18 protein-coding genes are annotated in these 16,540 nt (G+C 62.9%); 5 read left to right on the top strand and 13 right to left on the bottom strand.

What is annotated here, in order from left to right:
* Positions 1-21: 21 nt before the first annotated feature.
* From HV770_RS29255 to HV770_RS29240, 4 genes are all read right to left on the bottom strand, one after another.
* Positions 22-273, bottom strand: a complete 252-nt coding sequence (locus HV770_RS29255) for a hypothetical protein (RefSeq protein WP_175165030.1) — start codon at positions 271-273, stop codon at positions 22-24.
* Positions 270-758: a hypothetical protein gene (locus HV770_RS38965; RefSeq protein ID WP_246291284.1), complete on the bottom strand. Its 489-nt coding sequence runs from the start codon at positions 756-758 to the stop codon at positions 270-272. Before HV770_RS38965 ends, HV770_RS29255 begins: the two co-directional genes overlap by 4 nt.
* A 299-nt stretch (positions 759-1,057) precedes the next feature.
* Positions 1,058-1,744: a DUF2242 domain-containing protein gene (locus HV770_RS29245; protein WP_175165028.1), complete on the bottom strand. Its 687-nt coding sequence runs from the start codon at positions 1,742-1,744 to the stop codon at positions 1,058-1,060.
* Between the two features lie 177 nt (positions 1,745-1,921).
* On the bottom strand, positions 1,922-2,560 hold the full coding sequence (locus HV770_RS29240; RefSeq protein WP_175165027.1) for a lytic transglycosylase domain-containing protein: 639 nt from the start codon (positions 2,558-2,560) through the stop codon (positions 1,922-1,924).
* Positions 2,561-3,020: 460 nt separating this feature from the next.
* On the opposite strand from HV770_RS29240, the gene HV770_RS29235 reads away from it, so the two are divergent.
* Positions 3,021-3,281 carry a DUF6723 family protein gene (locus tag HV770_RS29235; RefSeq protein ID WP_175165026.1) on the top strand — a complete coding sequence of 87 codons (261 nt, stop codon included), beginning with the start codon at positions 3,021-3,023 and terminating at the stop codon, positions 3,279-3,281.
* 117 nt (positions 3,282-3,398) lie between these two features.
* A complete protein-coding gene (locus tag HV770_RS29230) occupies positions 3,399-3,947 on the top strand; it encodes a hypothetical protein (protein WP_175165025.1) in 549 nt (182 codons plus the stop codon).
* A 188-nt stretch (positions 3,948-4,135) separates the two neighbouring features.
* Here HV770_RS29230 and HV770_RS29225 read toward each other — a convergent pair whose 3' ends face one another.
* Positions 4,136-4,705: a thioesterase family protein gene (locus tag HV770_RS29225; RefSeq protein WP_246291282.1), complete on the bottom strand. Its 570-nt coding sequence runs from the start codon at positions 4,703-4,705 to the stop codon at positions 4,136-4,138.
* A gap of 323 nt (positions 4,706-5,028) precedes the next feature.
* Between HV770_RS29225 and HV770_RS29220 the strand changes: the two genes are divergently transcribed.
* Positions 5,029-5,364: a hypothetical protein gene (locus HV770_RS29220; RefSeq protein WP_175165024.1), complete on the top strand. Its 336-nt coding sequence runs from the start codon at positions 5,029-5,031 to the stop codon at positions 5,362-5,364.
* A 1,134-nt stretch (positions 5,365-6,498) separates the two neighbouring features.
* On the opposite strand, the gene glmS is transcribed toward HV770_RS29220, so the two are convergent.
* The 5 genes from glmS to HV770_RS29195 form a co-directional block, all read right to left on the bottom strand.
* Entirely contained in the window at positions 6,499-8,316 is a 1,818-nt protein-coding gene (glmS, locus tag HV770_RS29215) for a glutamine--fructose-6-phosphate transaminase (isomerizing) (protein WP_175165023.1), read from the bottom strand.
* A 60-nt stretch (positions 8,317-8,376) separates the two neighbouring features.
* On the bottom strand, positions 8,377-9,738 hold the full coding sequence (gene glmU, locus HV770_RS29210) for a bifunctional UDP-N-acetylglucosamine diphosphorylase/glucosamine-1-phosphate N-acetyltransferase GlmU (protein WP_175165022.1): 1,362 nt from the start codon (positions 9,736-9,738) through the stop codon (positions 8,377-8,379).
* Positions 9,739-9,865: 127 nt separating this feature from the next.
* The gene (gene ttcA / locus HV770_RS29205; RefSeq protein WP_175165021.1) at positions 9,866-10,840 is read right to left on the bottom strand and encodes a tRNA 2-thiocytidine(32) synthetase TtcA; all 975 of its coding nucleotides are present in this window, start codon (positions 10,838-10,840) and stop codon (positions 9,866-9,868) included.
* Positions 10,841-10,843: 3 nt separating this feature from the next.
* A complete protein-coding gene (locus HV770_RS29200) occupies positions 10,844-11,239 on the bottom strand; it encodes a dihydroneopterin aldolase (protein WP_149669888.1) in 396 nt (131 codons plus the stop codon).
* A gap of 46 nt (positions 11,240-11,285) precedes the next feature.
* The gene (locus HV770_RS29195) at positions 11,286-12,104 is read right to left on the bottom strand and encodes an SDR family oxidoreductase (protein WP_175165020.1); all 819 of its coding nucleotides are present in this window, start codon (positions 12,102-12,104) and stop codon (positions 11,286-11,288) included.
* 13 nt (positions 12,105-12,117) lie between these two features.
* On the opposite strand from HV770_RS29195, the gene HV770_RS29190 reads away from it, so the two are divergent.
* Both HV770_RS29190 and HV770_RS29185 read left to right on the top strand, forming a co-directional pair.
* Entirely contained in the window at positions 12,118-13,308 is a 1,191-nt protein-coding gene (locus HV770_RS29190; RefSeq protein ID WP_175165019.1) for a class I SAM-dependent methyltransferase, read from the top strand.
* Positions 13,309-13,340: 32 nt separating this feature from the next.
* Entirely contained in the window at positions 13,341-13,535 is a 195-nt protein-coding gene (locus HV770_RS29185; protein ID WP_121315949.1) for a DUF2905 domain-containing protein, read from the top strand.
* 69 nt (positions 13,536-13,604) lie between these two features.
* Here the strand turns inward: HV770_RS29185 and HV770_RS29180 are convergent, their stop codons facing one another.
* Genes HV770_RS29180 through HV770_RS29170 form a run of 3 tightly spaced genes read right to left on the bottom strand, consistent with a single transcriptional unit; the run spans position 13,605 to position 16,478 of the window.
* On the bottom strand, positions 13,605-14,837 hold the full coding sequence (locus tag HV770_RS29180; protein ID WP_175165018.1) for a multifunctional CCA addition/repair protein: 1,233 nt from the start codon (positions 14,835-14,837) through the stop codon (positions 13,605-13,607).
* A complete protein-coding gene (locus HV770_RS29175) occupies positions 14,834-15,487 on the bottom strand; it encodes a glutathione S-transferase family protein (RefSeq protein WP_175165017.1) in 654 nt (217 codons plus the stop codon). The genes HV770_RS29180 and HV770_RS29175 overlap by 4 nt, the downstream gene beginning before the upstream one ends.
* Positions 15,488-15,524: 37 nt before the next feature.
* Positions 15,525-16,478, bottom strand: coding sequence for a complex I NDUFA9 subunit family protein (locus tag HV770_RS29170; protein ID WP_175165016.1), 954 nt, complete (start codon positions 16,476-16,478; stop codon positions 15,525-15,527).
* Positions 16,479-16,540: the final 62 nt, after the last annotated feature.

Here is a 16,540-nt window from a genome sequence, read left to right as displayed (position 1 = left end):
CCCTCACCCTGGGTGCATCAGCTACGCCGCGCGCGGATGAGCAAAAACATTCGACGTATCGCCCGTCGGCGGAAACACGCACCAACAGCCGTCGTCGTGACGAAAGAAGAAGAGACTTCGTGTGCCGCCCTCGGCAGACGTCTCGACGCGTACATAACGCCGGCCTCCCACGCGGGTGCGGCTGAATTCGGTGACGTGGACCGGCGCGGACTGCGCCGGTGCGAGCCACTTCTCCACCAGAAAACGCAGCGACTGTTCGCTCGCGGCTCTCATGATCCGCTCCTGAGCGGCTTGTCCTGACGCGCATCGCGCGGGGATTCAGGGTTGTCGTCGCCGCCGGCGGCGTCCGCGTCGGCTTCCTCGGATGCGAGGGCGATGGCCCGGTTGGTGGCTACCGCCCGCAGCGTGCTGCAATGGGTGGCATGTCGGATATCCGCGAGAAGACGGACGAGCTGTCGTGCTGATCTGCGTTTCATACACCCCCCGCACTGCACCAATAACTTCAGAAAACACTTTAACTCTATGCCTGGATGGGCGTTGCCGAAATGTTTTTCGCTAATTAGCAACAGTTGCGCTTGCAAAAAGAGACACGCAATCTTCGTACCGTCCAGTCTCAATGTGCGCGCTCGGCAGATGAGCGTCTGTACGCTGGCGAGCGCTCTTTGCGCCGGAAGTGCCCGGCTCGACGGCCTGTAGAAGAAATGGCCGGGGAGGTAAGTTATCCACACAGATGTATGAATAACTTTGGGATAGCGCATAGGACAGCCTGTGCGCGGATTCTTGATAAAGGGGACGCGCGAGAGGGCCGCGTCAGAGTTATCCCCGCTTTGTAGTTTTTCTACAGGCTCGTTCCGCAGGGTTATGGATTCCGCATGACATTGATGCGATGGGACATTTGCGAGTTATCCACAGAGGCGGTCGATCCTTGTTAACTACTACTACATATGTATACGTATGAAGTAAAAGACTTAGGATAAGTACCGCTGCGCGATGAGATCGAAGGCTGAGCGGTCTTGATCAGCCCTACCCTAACCGTTCGTTCACGCGGAACCGCACCTCAGGGCAACGCGAGAACTCCGCTTGCCGGTTGAACCGCGGTGGCCTGACCCACTGGCGCAGGCAAGTCGGGAACGAGCGTGGGCGTCGTCACTTCGACCGGCATCGGCAGAAGACGCGTTTCGATGTGGCTATTGGCAACCGGCTGCGTGCGCACGACGGTCTGCAGATAGTGATCCACGAGACCGAAGAAGCGGTCATAGAACTTGCCCGACGGAATGGTTTCGCTCGAGATCTTGACCATCGCGTCGCTGTTCGAGCGGATCGGCAGCGACAGCGAACCCAGCACGCTGAGCCCGACGCTTGCCGACGTATCGCTTTTCTTCAGCGCAAAGCCGTTCTGCACGGCGTTGACGTAAACGATGCTGGTATCGCTCGCCTCCTCGCCGGGCGTGCAGACCACATGAAACTCGACGACGACGTGGGTGTCGCCTGTCGGCTGGAAGTTCTTGGTTCCGTCGACGGTATCGTTGCCGGTCATCGTCGTCAGGTAGCCTTGGCTCAGCAGGGCGCGGCGCGCGGCTTCGCAGCTATCCGTGGTGCTCGAATTGAAATTGCGTGCGTAAGGACTCGCGCCGGTTTCGAACAATTCCTGCTGAAATTTCGGTTGCGGTGCGCTGCTGCACGCGGCGAGGATCAATAGGCCGAACAGGGCCGAGGTCGTGGTTCTGGAAAGCGAGGTCAACATGGTCGATTGCAAGGGACGCTGTGTGAGCGCGAATGGAAATGCATTGTAGAGCGGGTCGCCCGGTGTGCGTAAAAAGCATGCAATGTCAGCCGCGCGCCGCCTTGCACTGCATGACGAACGACTACCGCGGCGGGTTGTAGCGCCGCAGGAGGAAAGAAAACGAAAGGAAAAACCAGCTCAGTGCGGTGCCGCAGGCAAACCACTCGCCGCGGCGCTGCTCGCTTGGGCTGCGGCAGTGATTGCAGGCACCGTAAACGCGTTCGCCCAGTAACCGGGCGCCTGGCAACGCTCATCCTTGCAAGTGTCGGCGGCCGTTTCAGGATGCTGGCCGGGGTCTTGCGACGGGGCGATCCCGGCGAAATCTTCGGCGCGCAAGCTGACCTTTTGCGCATAGGCCTTTGAACCGCCGTAGTTCTTGAGCGCGGCGTTCAGGTCGCCGTTGGCCGAGCGCATGTAGCCGTACAGGATGGCCGAGCCCACTTCGATGTTCGCGGTCGGCTCCGTGAGGTCCTTGACGTTCCTCAGCAGCCCGCGATGAGCCTGCGGCACCACCTGCATCAGGCCGGTCGCACCGTTGGCACCCTTGGCCTTTTCCTTGAAGCGGGATTCGATCGAGATGATGGCCAGCAGAAGCGCCGGCGGGAGGGAATATTTCGAAGCAGCGGATTGCACCGCGTCGGAAATCTTTTGAGCTTTATCTTTTGCGAGACCGAACTTGTGCGTCAGATACGCGGACATGCGGTCGGTGTTCTCGTCGGCCGTTGCGGTCTGCATCAGGCCGAGCGAAAGCACGATCAGGCAAAGTAACCGGCTCATGACGGGAATGGAAGGATGAGGACCGGGGCATTATAGCGTCGCCCCGAAACGAGGCGTCCGGCGAGCGCAATTTCTCTTTTTAAATCAAGGATGATGGGTTTCCCGCGCTGTTCACCTCACTCCGTTCGCGTTCAGATCGTAATCGAGGGTCGGTGTGTCGGAGTGCTCGCAGCCGGATTGCTGAACAGGTTTTTTGACTCTTGGCTTCTGTTCCGTTAGTTGCATTTGTGACTCAAGACAGTGATCGAGTTCGACAATGCTCCAGTGTCGCGAGCAGCGAAGCTTCAAGATGCTGCCGCTCCATCCACAGCTTAATTACGTCGACCCCTCCCCGTTGCCGGTTGAACTCCCCCGTATTTGAGACAATGAACGCCGCCCGTGAACAGGGTGGCGGACAACCGGGTGTAGGCTTGACGTTTCCCACCGATGCCGTCCCATCGAACAAGAGATGTTTTCAGGTATGAGCAAGATTGCGTTTATTCCCAGCGTCCCCGGCACATCGGAGGACGATTTCGAAGTATCGGCCATGTCGAAGATGGCCGGCTACCGGCGTTTCTTTGGCGTGTTGAAAGTAATACGGTCCACCGACGGTCGCGTGCTGTTTCCGTTCGACGGCGCCCCGGAGCTCGGCCCGTATCCGTCCAAACTGGAGGCGATTGCAGCCGCTCAGGTGTACGGCGAACACATCGTGGCCAGCGACCTGGCGCGCCCGGAGTTGTGAGGAGGGCGTACGGCGATCCGCCGGCGGTTGCCTCGCGCGATCGTTTCGGAGCAACGAATGGCTAGTCTGCGCGGAAGGGGCTCAGCGGCTGCTGTCATGTGAAACGCGGCCGCGCTGATGACCGTGCTGACGGCCGCAGCCAGTCAACCCGGCTTTGCGCAGAACGCCGACGTCGGATACGACGCCGCGCAAGCTGCACTCGGGAAAGCGAACGTCGTTCATGCGCAGGTACGCGTTGCCGCGATCAATGCCGCCACCAATAGCGCGACGCGACGCGGCCCGCGCGACAAACTTGCCGACGTGGACGTGAATCCCGCCTTGGTCGACGTCACTTGGCTGCGCGTCAGCGACAAGCTGAACCTGGCTTATCAACAGGCACTACTGCTTCGCATCGACAAGCTCGCTACAAAAGGGATGCGTGAGCGCGTCGAGACGACCATGGCGATTCCTGCATCGGCGGGGACGACGTCGTCCCCGCATCGGGTGCGAGTTGTCGCGACGGTGACGAAGATCGATCGCAAGAACCGCCTCGTGACGCTGCGTGGACCACGGCACCAGCAGGTATTGCGAGCCGCGCAGGACATTCCGCTCGCTCGGCTGAGAGTCGGCGACAGCGTGCGGGCCGAGTTTATTTCGGCCGTGGCCGTCGCGTTGGCAAGGAATTGATTGTTGCCTGCGCCGGCGCTGACGATCGAACCGCTCAGGAAGACTCTGTTCTCTGGACAGCACGTGGTCCGGTCTGCTGCGAGACTTCGTGTTTTCGCCGCTGCACGCGACGATGAACGCATTGCGCGCGGGTCTACGTTGCCGACTGCTTCGCGCGGCGTGGCGCCGCCCGATTGCACCGCAGCCGGTTACGTCGAAGAAGACGGCTGAAACGCCATTCCGCCCTCGGCCTCGCTCCAGCTCGCGACCCACTCGGGTAACACCGGCGACGCTTGAGTAATGGCCGCCAGTGCGAGCAATTCGGCAGTCGTCACGGTACCGCCCTTTCGTTTCAGGAACCGCGCCCGAACAACGGCCAGCGCGACTTGCACATCGCCCCGCACGAAGCCCTGTTCGATGAAGACGTGCTTTTCATCCCAGCCGATAACGCGAGTGTGTACGTCATAGCGATCACCCAGCTCCAACGAGCGATGAAAGCGCAGCGTTTCCAGTGTGACGACCGGATACCAACCTTCTGCTCTCAATTGCCGCCACAGGCCGCTGCGCATCATCAGATCGACGCGCGCAAGATCGAGGATCGTGAAATAGCGTCCGTTATTCATGTGAAGCAATACGTCGAGATCGTTTATCCAGACGCGAAACGGCGTGACGCAGGTGTCGAGCACATGCAGCCGGCTGCGGCGAGCGCTGCTCAACAACAGAAGTATTAGACGTAGCAGGAGACTCATGCGATAACCCAGTGACCAGATAGCTGCCATGGGTGGCCGGGACTGCATGATAGCCGCGATGATGAAACACGGCGCGTTGGACGCGGATCAATCTGTAGAGCACCGTCTCGAACATATGTTCACGCCAGAACGGCCAAGCACTCGTCGTGACGTTCGGCGTTTCGAAAGCGGAAAACGGAAGCGGCCATCGGGAATGGCGGCCCATCGACTCACTGCTATTCGTTCAGCGAGATGGACGTCTTTTCCCTCCCTGTTGCCGAACGTTGAAAACTTTTTTCTACCCTGCAGACATTTTCTCGATGTGCAGAGGTACATTAATTCGGTTACCTGGCCGTAAGTCACCGGAGCTACAAATGACGGACCACAACGAGTTGGCCACCGGGCCGGAAGACGTTCCGGAATCCCTGCGAACACTCGCGGCGTATCTGGAGCGTGCACTTGATAGCGCGACGAGCATCGTGATGATGCGGCCCACCGACGATGTCTGCATCGTGTATTTGGGCGACCCCGCGGGTCTGCGCGAAGACCTGAAGCAGATTGCTACGATTGCAACATCGGTGGCAAACAGTATGCTGGAGTCGACTTTTTCGGGCGTGAACGAGGTGCAAATCAACGGCCAGCTCTATCGTTTCGCCCGCAGCTTCACGCAGGTCGACGACATGGCGGCTGTTGTCTTTTCAATGGATTAGACCTCGGCTTGTTGCAACGCCACTGCCTTCCTGCGCCGACGATGCGACGTCGCGCCTGGTCCTTAAGATGCCGGACGGCAACTTGGCTGGTGTGGCGCGGTCTCAAGAACCGTGACCCGTTGGCCGTTCGACTTGCATTGTCTCGCCAAGCGCCGGCCCTGCGGCAACCGGTTCAAAAGGAGGACTAATGCATCCGAGACGATGTTTGGCATTTTTGTTTTCCATGGCAACCCTCAGCTCGACCGGGGCATGGGCGAGCGATATTCAATGCGCTACCACGCGGCAACCCGCCGAGCGCGTCATATGCGACCACGCGATACTCGACAACGAGTACGACGATATCGCGGCTGAGCAGCAGGCCTTGCTGAATAGCGGGAAGCTATCGCCCGAGCAGCTTACCCGATGGAGGCAATCGCGAAACGCCTGCTCCGACGTCCACTGCATTGACACGGTATTTGCGCAATGGAAAACAATTGCCAGGTCGGTCGAAGCAAATGCCGCCGTTGTGCCTATGCCTGCTATTGCCTCCGCGACGGAAGTAGCCCCTGTCGGACCTACTTCCGATGCAGACGCTCTTTCTGCGACTCAAGGCCTACCAGCATCCGCGGCGGCATTACCAACCTCCGAAGCATCGCTTGTGCGTCAGGGTAGCGCGGCCGGCGTTGCGCTCCCGCAGCCGGTCGCGAGCCAGGTTTCTTCACCAGTGACCCCATCCTCGGCTTCCGGCGTCGGTGAATCTCGCAGCAGCACAGGGTTGGGCGCTGGACTGATGCTTGTCTTACTCATTGCGATTGCTGCGGGCGTGTTCGTCATTCGTCGAAGCATAGGCCTTCGTCGCAGCGAAAAAACGCGGGAGGGTTCGCGGTAAGAACATGCTTGGAGTGGGCCGACTCCGGTGAAGTTGGACGGCTTTGCGAAAAGACCTCTCCTTATCTCAGCAAGCGCAGCGCGGACGCGCTGGCAGCGATTCCTCGGCCGCGTCCGGAGGGCAGTCACAAAAAAGGGCGCGGGAAAAATCTCCAGCGCCCCTTCGACATTAATTGCGGCTAGCCTGCGGTCAGGCAAGGTTGAGCGACCTGGAAGCGCCCTCGTGACCGACATTAATGCAACTCAGCATGTGTCGCGAGTCGCCCCTCACTCCACCGTCACCGACTTCGCCAGATTCCGCGGCTTATCCACATCCGTGCCTCTTGCACACGCCGTGTGATACGCCAGCAACTGCAGTGGCGCGACATGCAGAATCGGCGACAGCAAACCATAGTGCTCCGGCATCCGGATCACATGCAGCCCTTCATCGTTGACGATCTTCGTATCCGCATCGGCGAATACATAAAGCTCGCCGCCGCGCGCGCGCACTTCCTGAATATTCGACTTCAGCTTTTCCAGCAGCGCGTCATTCGGCGCTACCGTCACCACCGGCATCGCTTCGGTCACGAGCGCGAGCGGCCCGTGCTTCAACTCACCGGCCGGATAAGCCTCGGCATGGATATACGAAATCTCCTTGAGCTTCAGCGCGCCTTCGAGCGCGATCGGGTAATGCATGCCGCGCCCGAGGAACAGCGCATGTTCCTTGCGCGAAAACTCTTCCGACCACGCGATGATCTGCGGCTCCAGCGCCAGCACGCTATTCAACGCGGCCGGCAAGTGGCGCAACTGCTTCAGGTAGTCGGCTTCCTGTTCGTCGTTCAGATGACCGCGCAGCTTGGCCAGCGTGGCTGCCAGCACGAACAGCGCGACCAGTTGCGTCGTGAACGCCTTGGTCGACGCCACGCCGATCTCGCGGCCCGCGTGCGTCAGGAACGACAACTCCGTCTGACGCACCATTGCGCTCGTGCCGACGTTGCATACCGCCAGCGTGTGCTTGTGTCCGAGCGACTGCGCATGCTTGAGCGCCGCAAGCGTATCCGCCGTTTCCCCCGACTGCGAAATCACCACCACCAGCGACCTCGGATTCGGCACCGACTCGCGGTAGCGATACTCGCTGGCAATCTCCACCTGGGTCGGAATCTTCGCGATCGATTCGAGCCAGTACTTCGCCGTCAGGCCCGAGTAATAGCTCGTGCCGCACGCGAGAATCAGCAGGCTGTCGATCTGCGCGAACACGTCGCCGGCAGCCTCGCCGAAGATCGACGCGTCGAACGAATCGGTTTGCGGAATCGTGTCGGTGATCGCACGCGGCTGCTCGAAAATTTCCTTCTGCATGAAGTGGCGATACGGGCCGAGTTCGACCGCGCCGCCATAAGCCGCGACCTGACGGACGTCGCGCTGCACATCGTTGCCATCGCGATCGGCAATACGCACGCCGTCGAGCGACAGTTCGCACACATCGCCTTCTTCGAGGAAGATGAAACGTTCGGTGCTGCCCGCGAGCGCGAGCGCATCCGAGGCGAGGAAGTTCTCACCGTCGCCGAGCCCGACCACCAGCGGCGAGCCCTGCCGCGCGCCGACCACCGTATGCGGCTGATTCCTGTGCACCACCGCGATAGCGTACGCGCCGTGCAATTGCGCGATCGCTTCACCCACGGCGGCGAACAGGTCGCCGCGATACACGCTGTGAATCAGGTGCGCGATAACCTCGGTATCGGTTTGCGAGACGAACTCGTAGCCCTTGCCCCGCAGCATTTCACGCAGCGATTCGTAATTCTCGATGATGCCGTTGTGTACCAATGCGAGCGCATCTCTCGAGAAGATCGGGTGCGCGTTGTCCGTCACCGGGGCGCCGTGCGTCGCCCAGCGCGTGTGCGCGATACCCGTGATGCCTTCGAGATGGCCCTCGTGCACCTGCTCGTCGAGATCGGCGACACGCGCGACGCTGCGCGCACGGCTCGGTCCGTTTTCGTCCAGCACCGCGACGCCACACGAATCGTAGCCACGGTACTCGAGGCGCCGCAGTCCTTCGATCAGGACGGAAACAATGTTACGTTGCGCAACCGCGCCGACAATGCCACACATGGCTCATTCCTTTTCAATGCTGGGTTTCAGGGAGCGCGCTTCGCGCACGCATCACGCCCATCAGCTCTTTTTCTTGACCGGGCGAACATAGCCCGTTTTGCTTGTCTGTTTTTTATCGTTCAGAACCAGCGCTTCGGCTTCGACGTCCTTCCAGACCGTCGTGCCCGCCGCGATCGTCGCGCCGCGCTGCACGCGCACCGGGGCGACCAGTTGCGTGTCCGAACCGACGAACACGTCATCTTCGATGATCGTGCGGGATTTGTTCGCGCCGTCGTAGTTGCAGGTGATCGTACCCGCGCCGATATTCACGCGCGCGCCAATATCCGCGTCGCCGATATACGTGAGGTGATTTGCTTTCGAGCCGCGACCGAGCACCGCGTTTTTCACTTCGACGAAGTTACCGACATGAGACTCGTCTTGCAGCGTTGCGCCTGTGCGCAAGCGCGCATATGGGCCCAGTACGACATTGGCCCCGACTTCGGCACCTTCGATATGCGTGAACGCGTCGACGCGCGTGCCGGCGCCGATGCTCGCATTGCGGATCACGCAGTTCGGCCCGACGGTGACGTTGTCGGCCAGCGTCACGCGGCCTTCGAACACGCAGTTCACGTCGATCGACACGTCGCGGCCGCATTCGAGCGTGCCGCGCACGTCGAGGCGCGCCGGATCGGCGAGCGTCACGCCCGCCACCAGCAAAGCATCGGCAACGTTGTGCTGATGGATCCGTTCGAGTTCGGCAAGCTGCTGCTTGCTGTTCACGCCGAGCGTTTCCCACTCGTCGTCGGGCTGGGTGGTGACGACTTCGAGTCCCGCTTCGATAGCCATTTCGACCGCGTCGGTCAGATAGAACTCGCCTTGCGCGTTGTCGTTCTTCAACGCCGAGAGCCAGCCGGCGAGACGCTCGGTCGGCGCGACGATGATGCCGGTATTGATTTCAGCGATCTCCAGTTGCTCGGCGCTCGCGTCCTTCTGTTCGACGATACGCGACACCTTGCCTTGCTGGTCGCGCACGATGCGCCCGTAACCGGTGGGGTCGTCGAGCGTGACGGTCAGCACGCCATAGCCGCCCTGCCCCGCGCGTTCGGTCAGCGCGCGCAGCGTGCTGGCGCGCGTGAGCGGCACGTCGCCGTACAGCACCAGCGTGGGCGCGGACGGATCGAGCAGTGGCAGCGCCTGCTGGACCGCGTGGCCAGTGCCGAGCTGCTGCTCCTGCACCGCGAACTGCACGTCCGGCGCCGCAGCCGCCTCGCGGACGGCTTCGGCGCCATGGCCGATCACGACCACGAGCCGTGCGGGTTCGAGCGCGCGAGCCGTGTCGATGACGTGAGCGAGAAGCGGCCTGCCGGCCAGAGGATGGAGCACCTTGGGAAGCGCGGACCGCATGCGCTTGCCGGTGCCTGCCGCCAAAATCACGATGTTCATGGCGTCGGCAATCAGTCAGTTTGTGGCCGACGATTCTATCATGCGCCACATGCCGTAAAAGGCGCGCTGACGCGCATTGGACGGCGGGTGCAATAGCGCGGAACCGCCCATTTCCCGGGCGTTTCCGTCAAAGATCGTCGAACTGCACAATCGAAATCGGCTTGGACGCGCCGAGCATGGCGCCATCTTCGTTACCGGTCGAACACGGCTCTTCGTCGAACGCGATATCGCCTTGCGGATCGGCCTCGCCGGTTGCGCGCAGGCCCGCGAACGGGAACAGCTTGTGGTCCATCAGATGCGACGGCACGATGTTCGACAGCGCGTTGAACATGTTCTCGATACGCCCCGGGAAACGCTTCTCCCAGTCGCGGATCAGCGCCTTCATCTCGGCGCGCTTCAGGTTGGGTTGGCTGCCGCACAGATTGCACGGAATGATCGGGAATTCGCGCAACTCCGCGTATTTCTCCAGATCGGTTTCCTTCACGTAGGCGAGCGGCCGGATCACGATGTTCTTGCCGTCGTCCGATTGCAGCTTGGGCGGCATGCCCTTCAGCTTGCCGCCGTAGAACATGTTCAGCAGCAGCGTTTGCAGGATGTCGTCGCGATGATGGCCGAGCGCGATCTTGGTCGCGCCGAGTTCGCCCGCGACGCGGTACAGAATGCCGCGCCGCAGCCGCGAGCACAGCGAGCAGGTGGTCTTGCCTTCCGGCACCAGCCGCTTGACGATGCTGTAGGTGTCCTGGTTCTCGATGTGAAACGGAATGTCGAGCTGCTTCAGGTATTGCGGCAGGATGTGCTCCGGGAAGCCCGGCTGCTTCTGATCGAGATTGACCGCGACGATGTCGAAGTTGATCGGCGCGCGTTCGCGCAGCCGCATCAGGATGTCGAGCATCGCGTAGCTGTCCTTGCCGCCCGACAGGCAGACCATCACCTTGTCGCCTTCCTCGACCATGTTGAAGTCGCCGATCGCCTCGCCGACCTGGCGCGCGAGGCGCTTGAACAGCTTGTTGTTCTCGTACGCTTCCTTCTGCTCGCGGCGCGTGAGCGGCGACTTGGCCTTCGCGGCGGGCGCGCTGTCGTTCAGGATTTCCGGAGCATTCATGGCTCAATCCTCTTTGATTCGGAAAACTTCGACGCCCACGGCGTCGCAGTCGGGGTACACGTCCGGCTTCTCGGTCGACACGCGCGCGGCCCGCACCTGCGGGTGCTCGAGCATGGTCCTGACGAGGTCGTCGCACAGCGTTTCCTGCAAGTGGATGTGACCTTGCTCGACGCGGCGCGAGATGGTGGAGCGCATGAAATCGTAGTCGACGACTTCGTTCAGCTTGTCCTGAACCGGCGTGGACAGCGCGAGCGGCACGAACAGTTCGACGTTGATCACGACGCGCTGTTCGCCGCGCTTTTCGAAATCGTGCACGCCGATGTTGATGTGCACTTCGTAGTTGCGCAGAAAGAGCCGGCGGCAATCGGCGAGCCGGGGGTGCGAAAGAGCGGCAAACATGTTCGTTCCAGTCGAAAAAAGCGTGCGGGGCACGCAAAGGGGCGCCTCAGGCGCCCGTCAAAAACATAACGTCGCGCGGCAGCGGCACGAGATGCTGCCCGCCGTCGACCACCAGCGTCGTTCCGGTGACGCCGGCTGCATCCGCGAGATACAGCGCGGCGGCGACAACGTCCTCGGGCCGCGACGCGCGGCCCAAAGGCGTGATTCGGTGAGCGGCCTCGAAACCGTCCTGCGTCTGGTCGGCGGATTGCATCGTGAGGCCCGGCGCGAGCCCGACTACGCGTACCTTCGGCGCCAGCGCCTGCGCCAGCGCCACCGTGGCGGTTTGCAGCGCCGCCTTCGACAGCGTGTACGACAGGTAATCCGGATTCATGTTGTACAGCTTCTGGTCCAGCACGTTGATTACCACCGCGCGCTGGCTTTCGTCGATGCGCGCGGCCTCCGGCGTCGCCTCGAACAGCATGCGCGCGAGCACCAGCGGCGCACCGAGATTCATCGCGGTCAGCTTCAGCAGCAGGTCGTAGCCGACGTTGCGCGCCGTGTCTTCCTCGAAGCGCGACGCGTTGTTGACGATGCACACCGGCCGGCCCATGGCCGCCGTACAGGCCGGCAACAGCCGCTCGACCTGCGCCTCGTCGCCCAATTCCGCGTGCAGCGCGACCGCCCGGCGGCCCAGCGCGGCGATTTGCGCGACCACTTCGTCGGCCTCTTCGCGCGACGCGCCGTAGTGAACCGCCACGTCCCAGCCGCGCGCCGCAAAACCGAGCGCGAGCGCGCGCCCGATGCGGCGGGCAGCGCCGGTAATCAGCACGACGCGGGGCGTTTCAGGGGCGCGGTCAGCGGCGGTGTCTAGAGGGGCGGTCATTTACAATGCGGGGATGAATCCGAAAGCTCATCAACCCGATAGTTTACCTGCTCCCGGCCCAAGCGCGCTGGCGCAGTCCGAAGCATTGGTCGCGCGGCTGCGCGCGGAGCTCGACAGCGCCGGCGGCTGGCTGCCATTCGACCGCTACATGGAGCGCGCGCTTTACGCGCCGGGACTCGGCTATTACAGCGGTGGCGCGCGCAAATTCGGTCTGCGCGGCGACGACGGCAGCGACTTCGTCACCGCGCCGGAGTTGTCGCCGTTGTTCGCCGCGACGCTTGCGCGCCCGCTGGCCGAAGCCTTGGAAGCGAGCGGCACGCGCGAGGTGATGGAATTCGGCGCCGGCACCGGCAAGCTGGCCGCCGGCCTGCTCAACGCGCTCGATGCGCTGGGCGCCGAGTTCGACGGCTACTCGATCGTGGATCTGTCGGGCGAATTGCGCGAACGTCAACGTGAGACGGTCGCGGCGGCTGCGCCCGCGCTGCTGGCGAAAGTCCGTTGGCTGGACGCGTTGCCGGAGCGCTTCGAGGGTGTGGTGGTCGGCAACGAAGTGCTGGATGCAATGCCCGTGCGGCTATTCGCGGCAACCGGCGGCGTCTGGCACGAGCGTGGCGTGGTGTGGCGCGACGAGGCGTTTGCGTTCGACGATCGCCCGGTATCCGCGGCAGCGGACACCGCATTGCTCGCGGACATCGACACTGCCGGCGAAGACTACCTGACCGAAACCCACGAAGCCGCGAGCGCCTTCACGCGCACCGTCTGCACGATGCTCGCGCGCGGCGCGGTGTTCCTGATCGACTACGGTTTCCCGCGCCACGAGTACTACCACGCGCAGCGCGCGCAAGGCACGCTGATGTGCCATTACCGGCATCGGGCGCACGGCGATCCCTTCCTCTACCCGGGGTTGCAGGACATCACCGCGCACGTGGAATTCACCGGGATCGCCGAAGCCGGTGTCGAGACGGGCGCGGATTTGCTGGGCTTCACGTCGCAAGCGCGCTTCTTGCTGAATGCGGGCATCACCGACGCGTTGTCGGAAATCGATCCGGCCGACACGGCGCGCTTCCTGCCCGCGGCGAATGCGGTGCAGAAGCTGTTGTCCGAAGCGGAGATGGGCGAACTGTTCAAGGTGATCGCCTTTTCGCGCGGGCTGGACGATACGCTGCAGGCGTTTTCCAGCGGCGACCGCTCACACACGTTGTGATTTTTTGCCTGATTGGGCGTTAGGAATTCGTGATGATCCGCTGGCTCTTGACTACGTTCGTTGCGGTGGCGGTGTTGTCGGCCTGCTGGCCGTGGCTCAGGAAGATCGGCATTGGCCGTATGCCCGGCGACGTGACCTTGCGCGTGTTCGGCCGTGAGTATCCGTTTCCGTTCATGTCGACGCTGGTGCTGTCGATGATCCTGTCGCTGCTGGCGAGGGTGCTCTAAGTCCGCGTTGCCTTTGACCGCGGCGGCCTGCGCCGCGAAGGCCAAAGGCAGCCTCGCCACCGAAGCCCCCTAGCGCAGCGCCGCTTCCACCGCGCGCACCCGCTCCTGATGCACGGCGTCCTTGATGCCGGCAGGCGCATCGGCCATTCGTTTGGCCACCGCACCGGCATCCACGCCGCGCGCCGCGACGAGCGCCACCCTGAGCCGCTCGGCCTGCGGATAGTCGCGCATCTCGAACCCCAGCCGGCCGCGCGCATCGGCCTCGCAGGCCTGCAAGGCTTCGGCGAAGCGCGCCGGTTTGCGAAGCGCGTCGCTGCGTTCGAGCAATCTCACTAACGCCGCCGCCCCCATCTCCGTCACGCGATGAATGTTGCCGTGCTCGCGCGCCACCAGCAGCGCGAGATCGCGGCAGTCGTTCGGCACGCGAAGCCGGTCGCAGAACGGCTTGAGCAGATCGACGCTGCGCCCCTCGTGGCCGATATGTCGCGGCAGCACGTCCTCAGGCGTGGTCGCCTTGCCGAGGTCGTGCGTCAGCGCGGCAAACCGGACCGGCAGCGCATAGCCCTGCTGGGCGGCATGATCGACCACCATCATCACGTGCACGCCGGTGTCCACCTCGGGATGATAGTCGGCGCGTTGCGGCACGCCGAACAGCGCGTCGATCTCCGGCAGAATGCGCGCCAGCGCGCCGCACTCGCGCAGCACCTCGAACATGCGCGAAGGCTTTTTCTCCATCAAGCCGCGCGACACTTCCTGCCACACGCGTTCGGCTACCAACGCATCCACTTCGCCCTCGGCGACCATCTTGCGCATCAGCGTCAGCGTTTCCGGCGCGACCGTGAAGTCGACGAAGCGCGCCGCGAAGCGCGCAATCCGCAGAATCCGCACGGGATCTTCGAGGAACGCGTCGCTCACATGCCGGAACAGCCGCGCCTGCAAGTCCGCCTGACCGTTGAACGGGTCGACGACCGGACCGCTCAACTCGCCGTCCGGACGCACCTCGCGCGCCATCGCGTTGATCGTCAGATCGCGGCGCGCGAGGTCTTCCTCCAGCGTGACGTCCGGCGCATAGAAGAACTGGAAGCCGTGATAGCCCGCCGCCGTTTTGCGCTCGGTGCGCGCGAGCGCGTATTCCTCGTGCGTCTGCGGATGCAGGAACACCGGAAAATCCTTGCCCACCGGTCGATAGCCCTGCGCCACCATCTGCTCGGGCGTCGCGCCGACCACCACGTAGTCGCGGTCCTGCACCGGTACGCCCAGCAACTCGTCGCGGATCGCGCCGCCTACCGCGTAGATGTTCATGGGCATACGTCTTGATAGGCAATCGCGTGGGTCTCGCGACGCGAAGCGTCGATCCATGCCTGCACCGCGGGCAACGCGGTGATCCGCTCGACGTATGCCGACGCGGTTTCGGACAACGCCGGCTGCCAAGTGTTGAAGCGCATCGCGACCGGCGCATACATCGCATCGGCAATGCCGAACTCGCCGAACAGGAAAGGTCCACCATGCGCGCTCAGGCACTCGCGCCAGATCGTCTCGATCCGCGCGATATCGGCGAGCACGCCCGGCGTTGCGTTCTTGCCCGGAAACGACGCGCGAATGTTCATCCACATGTTCGAGCGCAATTCGCCGAAGCCCGAATGCATCTCGGCGCTCACGCTGCGGGCGAGCGCGCGCGCCGCCGCATCGCGCGGCCACAGCGCGTGTTGCGGGAAGCGCTCGGCCAGTGTCTCGGCGATCGCCAGCGAATCCCAAACGGGCTGGCCCGCGTCGTCGATCAGGCAGGGCACCTTGCCCGGGCCCGCCGGCGCGTGAGCGAGGATCGCGGCAGTCGTGCCGGGCTCGTTCAGGTGGATCAACACTTCGTCGAACGGAAGGCCGAAGTGCTTCAGCAGCAGCCACGGCCGCATCGACCATGACGAGTAGTTCTTGTCACCAATTAGCAGTTTCATGCTTCGTTTCAATGGGAGAGGATTTGAACGAGGTACGTCAACGTCCGGCGCTCGCGCGAAACGTGTCGAAGCGCGAACGCGTCGACGCGCCGGTCAGATACTCGGGTGCAATCGTCTCGATACTGGCGGGCTCGATGCCGAGTTCAGGCGCGAGCGGGCCGCTCAACACGTTGTCGACTTTCATCGAATCGAGATTGTCTCGCGAGATCACCGGTTCCCCGGGCGCCATTTCGAAGGTCAGCGCCTGCAGGCGCGCCAAGGCGTCCGGCAAACGGATGATGCGCGCATGCTTGCCGATCACGTCGCCGCAATAGGTGACGAGGTCTTCGAGGGTGTAGACGGTCGGGCCGCCCAGTTCGTAGGTGCGGCCGCTCGCGGCGTCGAGATCGAGCACGTTGACGATCGCCTTCACGACATCGTCGACATACACCGGCTGGAATTTCGCATCAGGCATCGCGAGTGGGAGCACCGGAAACATCCGCTGCAGGAACGCGAACTTGTTGAGGAACTGGTCCTCGGGACCGAAGACCAGGGACGGCCGGAAGATCGTCCACGCGACGTTCGCCGCATGCACCGCTTTCTCGCCGTCGCCCTTCGAGCGCGAGTACATGCTGGGTCCGTTCGGATTGGCGCCGAGCGCACTGATATGAATCAGCCGGTGCACACCCTTGCCTTCGCAGGCGGCCACGATCCGGGTCGGCAGATCGACGTGCACGCGCGCGAACTCCGGACCGTATGGCGTGCCGCGCTTGCCATTTAACGTGGCGACGAGATTGATCACGCAATCGGCGCCTTCGACGAAGCGCGCGAGCTGGACCGGATCGAACACGTCGGTTTCGATCACGTCGATGGGAAGCAGCGTGAGATGGCGGGCGTTGTAGCGCCGCCGCGTGGCGATGCGCACGTCTTTGCCCGCTTCGACGAGCGCGTTGACGAGATGGCTGCCGATAAATCCGGAACCGCCGGTGATCGCAATGGCTTTATGTCGCATTTTCGACTCCCTGATGGAAGCCGCGGCAACGGCTGGCGTGGCGCGCCGAGGCCTCGAATGAG

It is taken from the genome of Paraburkholderia fynbosensis (genome assembly GCF_902859935.1).
GTDB classification, from domain to species: domain Bacteria; phylum Pseudomonadota; class Gammaproteobacteria; order Burkholderiales; family Burkholderiaceae; genus Paraburkholderia; species Paraburkholderia fynbosensis.
The sequence above is the reverse complement of the archived record's forward strand: the minus strand, read 5'-3'. Positions and strand labels throughout refer to the sequence as shown.

Bases quoted from the DNA above. Each gene is read 5' to 3' on its own strand.
- glmU (WP_175165022.1), bottom strand. From the start codon at position 9,738: ATGAACATCGTGATTTTGGCGGCAGGCACCGGCAAGCGCATGCGGTCC.
- HV770_RS29185 (WP_121315949.1), top strand. From the start codon at position 13,341: ATGATCCGCTGGCTCTTGACTACGTTCGTTGCGGTGGCGGTGTTGTCG.
- HV770_RS29230 (WP_175165025.1), top strand. From the start codon at position 3,399: ATGACCGTGCTGACGGCCGCAGCCAGTCAACCCGGCTTTGCGCAGAAC.
- HV770_RS29220 (WP_175165024.1), top strand. From the start codon at position 5,029: ATGACGGACCACAACGAGTTGGCCACCGGGCCGGAAGACGTTCCGGAA.
- HV770_RS29190 (WP_175165019.1), top strand. From the start codon at position 12,118: ATGAATCCGAAAGCTCATCAACCCGATAGTTTACCTGCTCCCGGCCCA.
- HV770_RS29225 (WP_246291282.1), bottom strand. From the start codon at position 4,705: ATGGCAGCTATCTGGTCACTGGGTTATCGCATGAGTCTCCTGCTACGT.
- ttcA (WP_175165021.1), bottom strand. From the start codon at position 10,840: ATGAATGCTCCGGAAATCCTGAACGACAGCGCGCCCGCCGCGAAGGCC.
- HV770_RS29200 (WP_149669888.1), bottom strand. From the start codon at position 11,239: ATGTTTGCCGCTCTTTCGCACCCCCGGCTCGCCGATTGCCGCCGGCTC.
- HV770_RS29235 (WP_175165026.1), top strand. From the start codon at position 3,021: ATGAGCAAGATTGCGTTTATTCCCAGCGTCCCCGGCACATCGGAGGAC.
- HV770_RS29255 (WP_175165030.1), bottom strand. From the start codon at position 273: ATGAGAGCCGCGAGCGAACAGTCGCTGCGTTTTCTGGTGGAGAAGTGG.
- HV770_RS29175 (WP_175165017.1), bottom strand. From the start codon at position 15,487: ATGAAACTGCTAATTGGTGACAAGAACTACTCGTCATGGTCGATGCGG.
- HV770_RS29170 (WP_175165016.1), bottom strand. From the start codon at position 16,478: ATGCGACATAAAGCCATTGCGATCACCGGCGGTTCCGGATTTATCGGC.
- HV770_RS38965 (WP_246291284.1), bottom strand. From the start codon at position 758: ATGCGCTATCCCAAAGTTATTCATACATCTGTGTGGATAACTTACCTC.
- HV770_RS29240 (WP_175165027.1), bottom strand. From the start codon at position 2,560: ATGAGCCGGTTACTTTGCCTGATCGTGCTTTCGCTCGGCCTGATGCAG.
- glmS (WP_175165023.1), bottom strand. From the start codon at position 8,316: ATGTGTGGCATTGTCGGCGCGGTTGCGCAACGTAACATTGTTTCCGTC.
- HV770_RS29245 (WP_175165028.1), bottom strand. From the start codon at position 1,744: ATGTTGACCTCGCTTTCCAGAACCACGACCTCGGCCCTGTTCGGCCTA.
- HV770_RS29195 (WP_175165020.1), bottom strand. From the start codon at position 12,104: ATGACCGCCCCTCTAGACACCGCCGCTGACCGCGCCCCTGAAACGCCC.
- HV770_RS29180 (WP_175165018.1), bottom strand. From the start codon at position 14,837: ATGAACATCTACGCGGTAGGCGGCGCGATCCGCGACGAGTTGCTGGGC.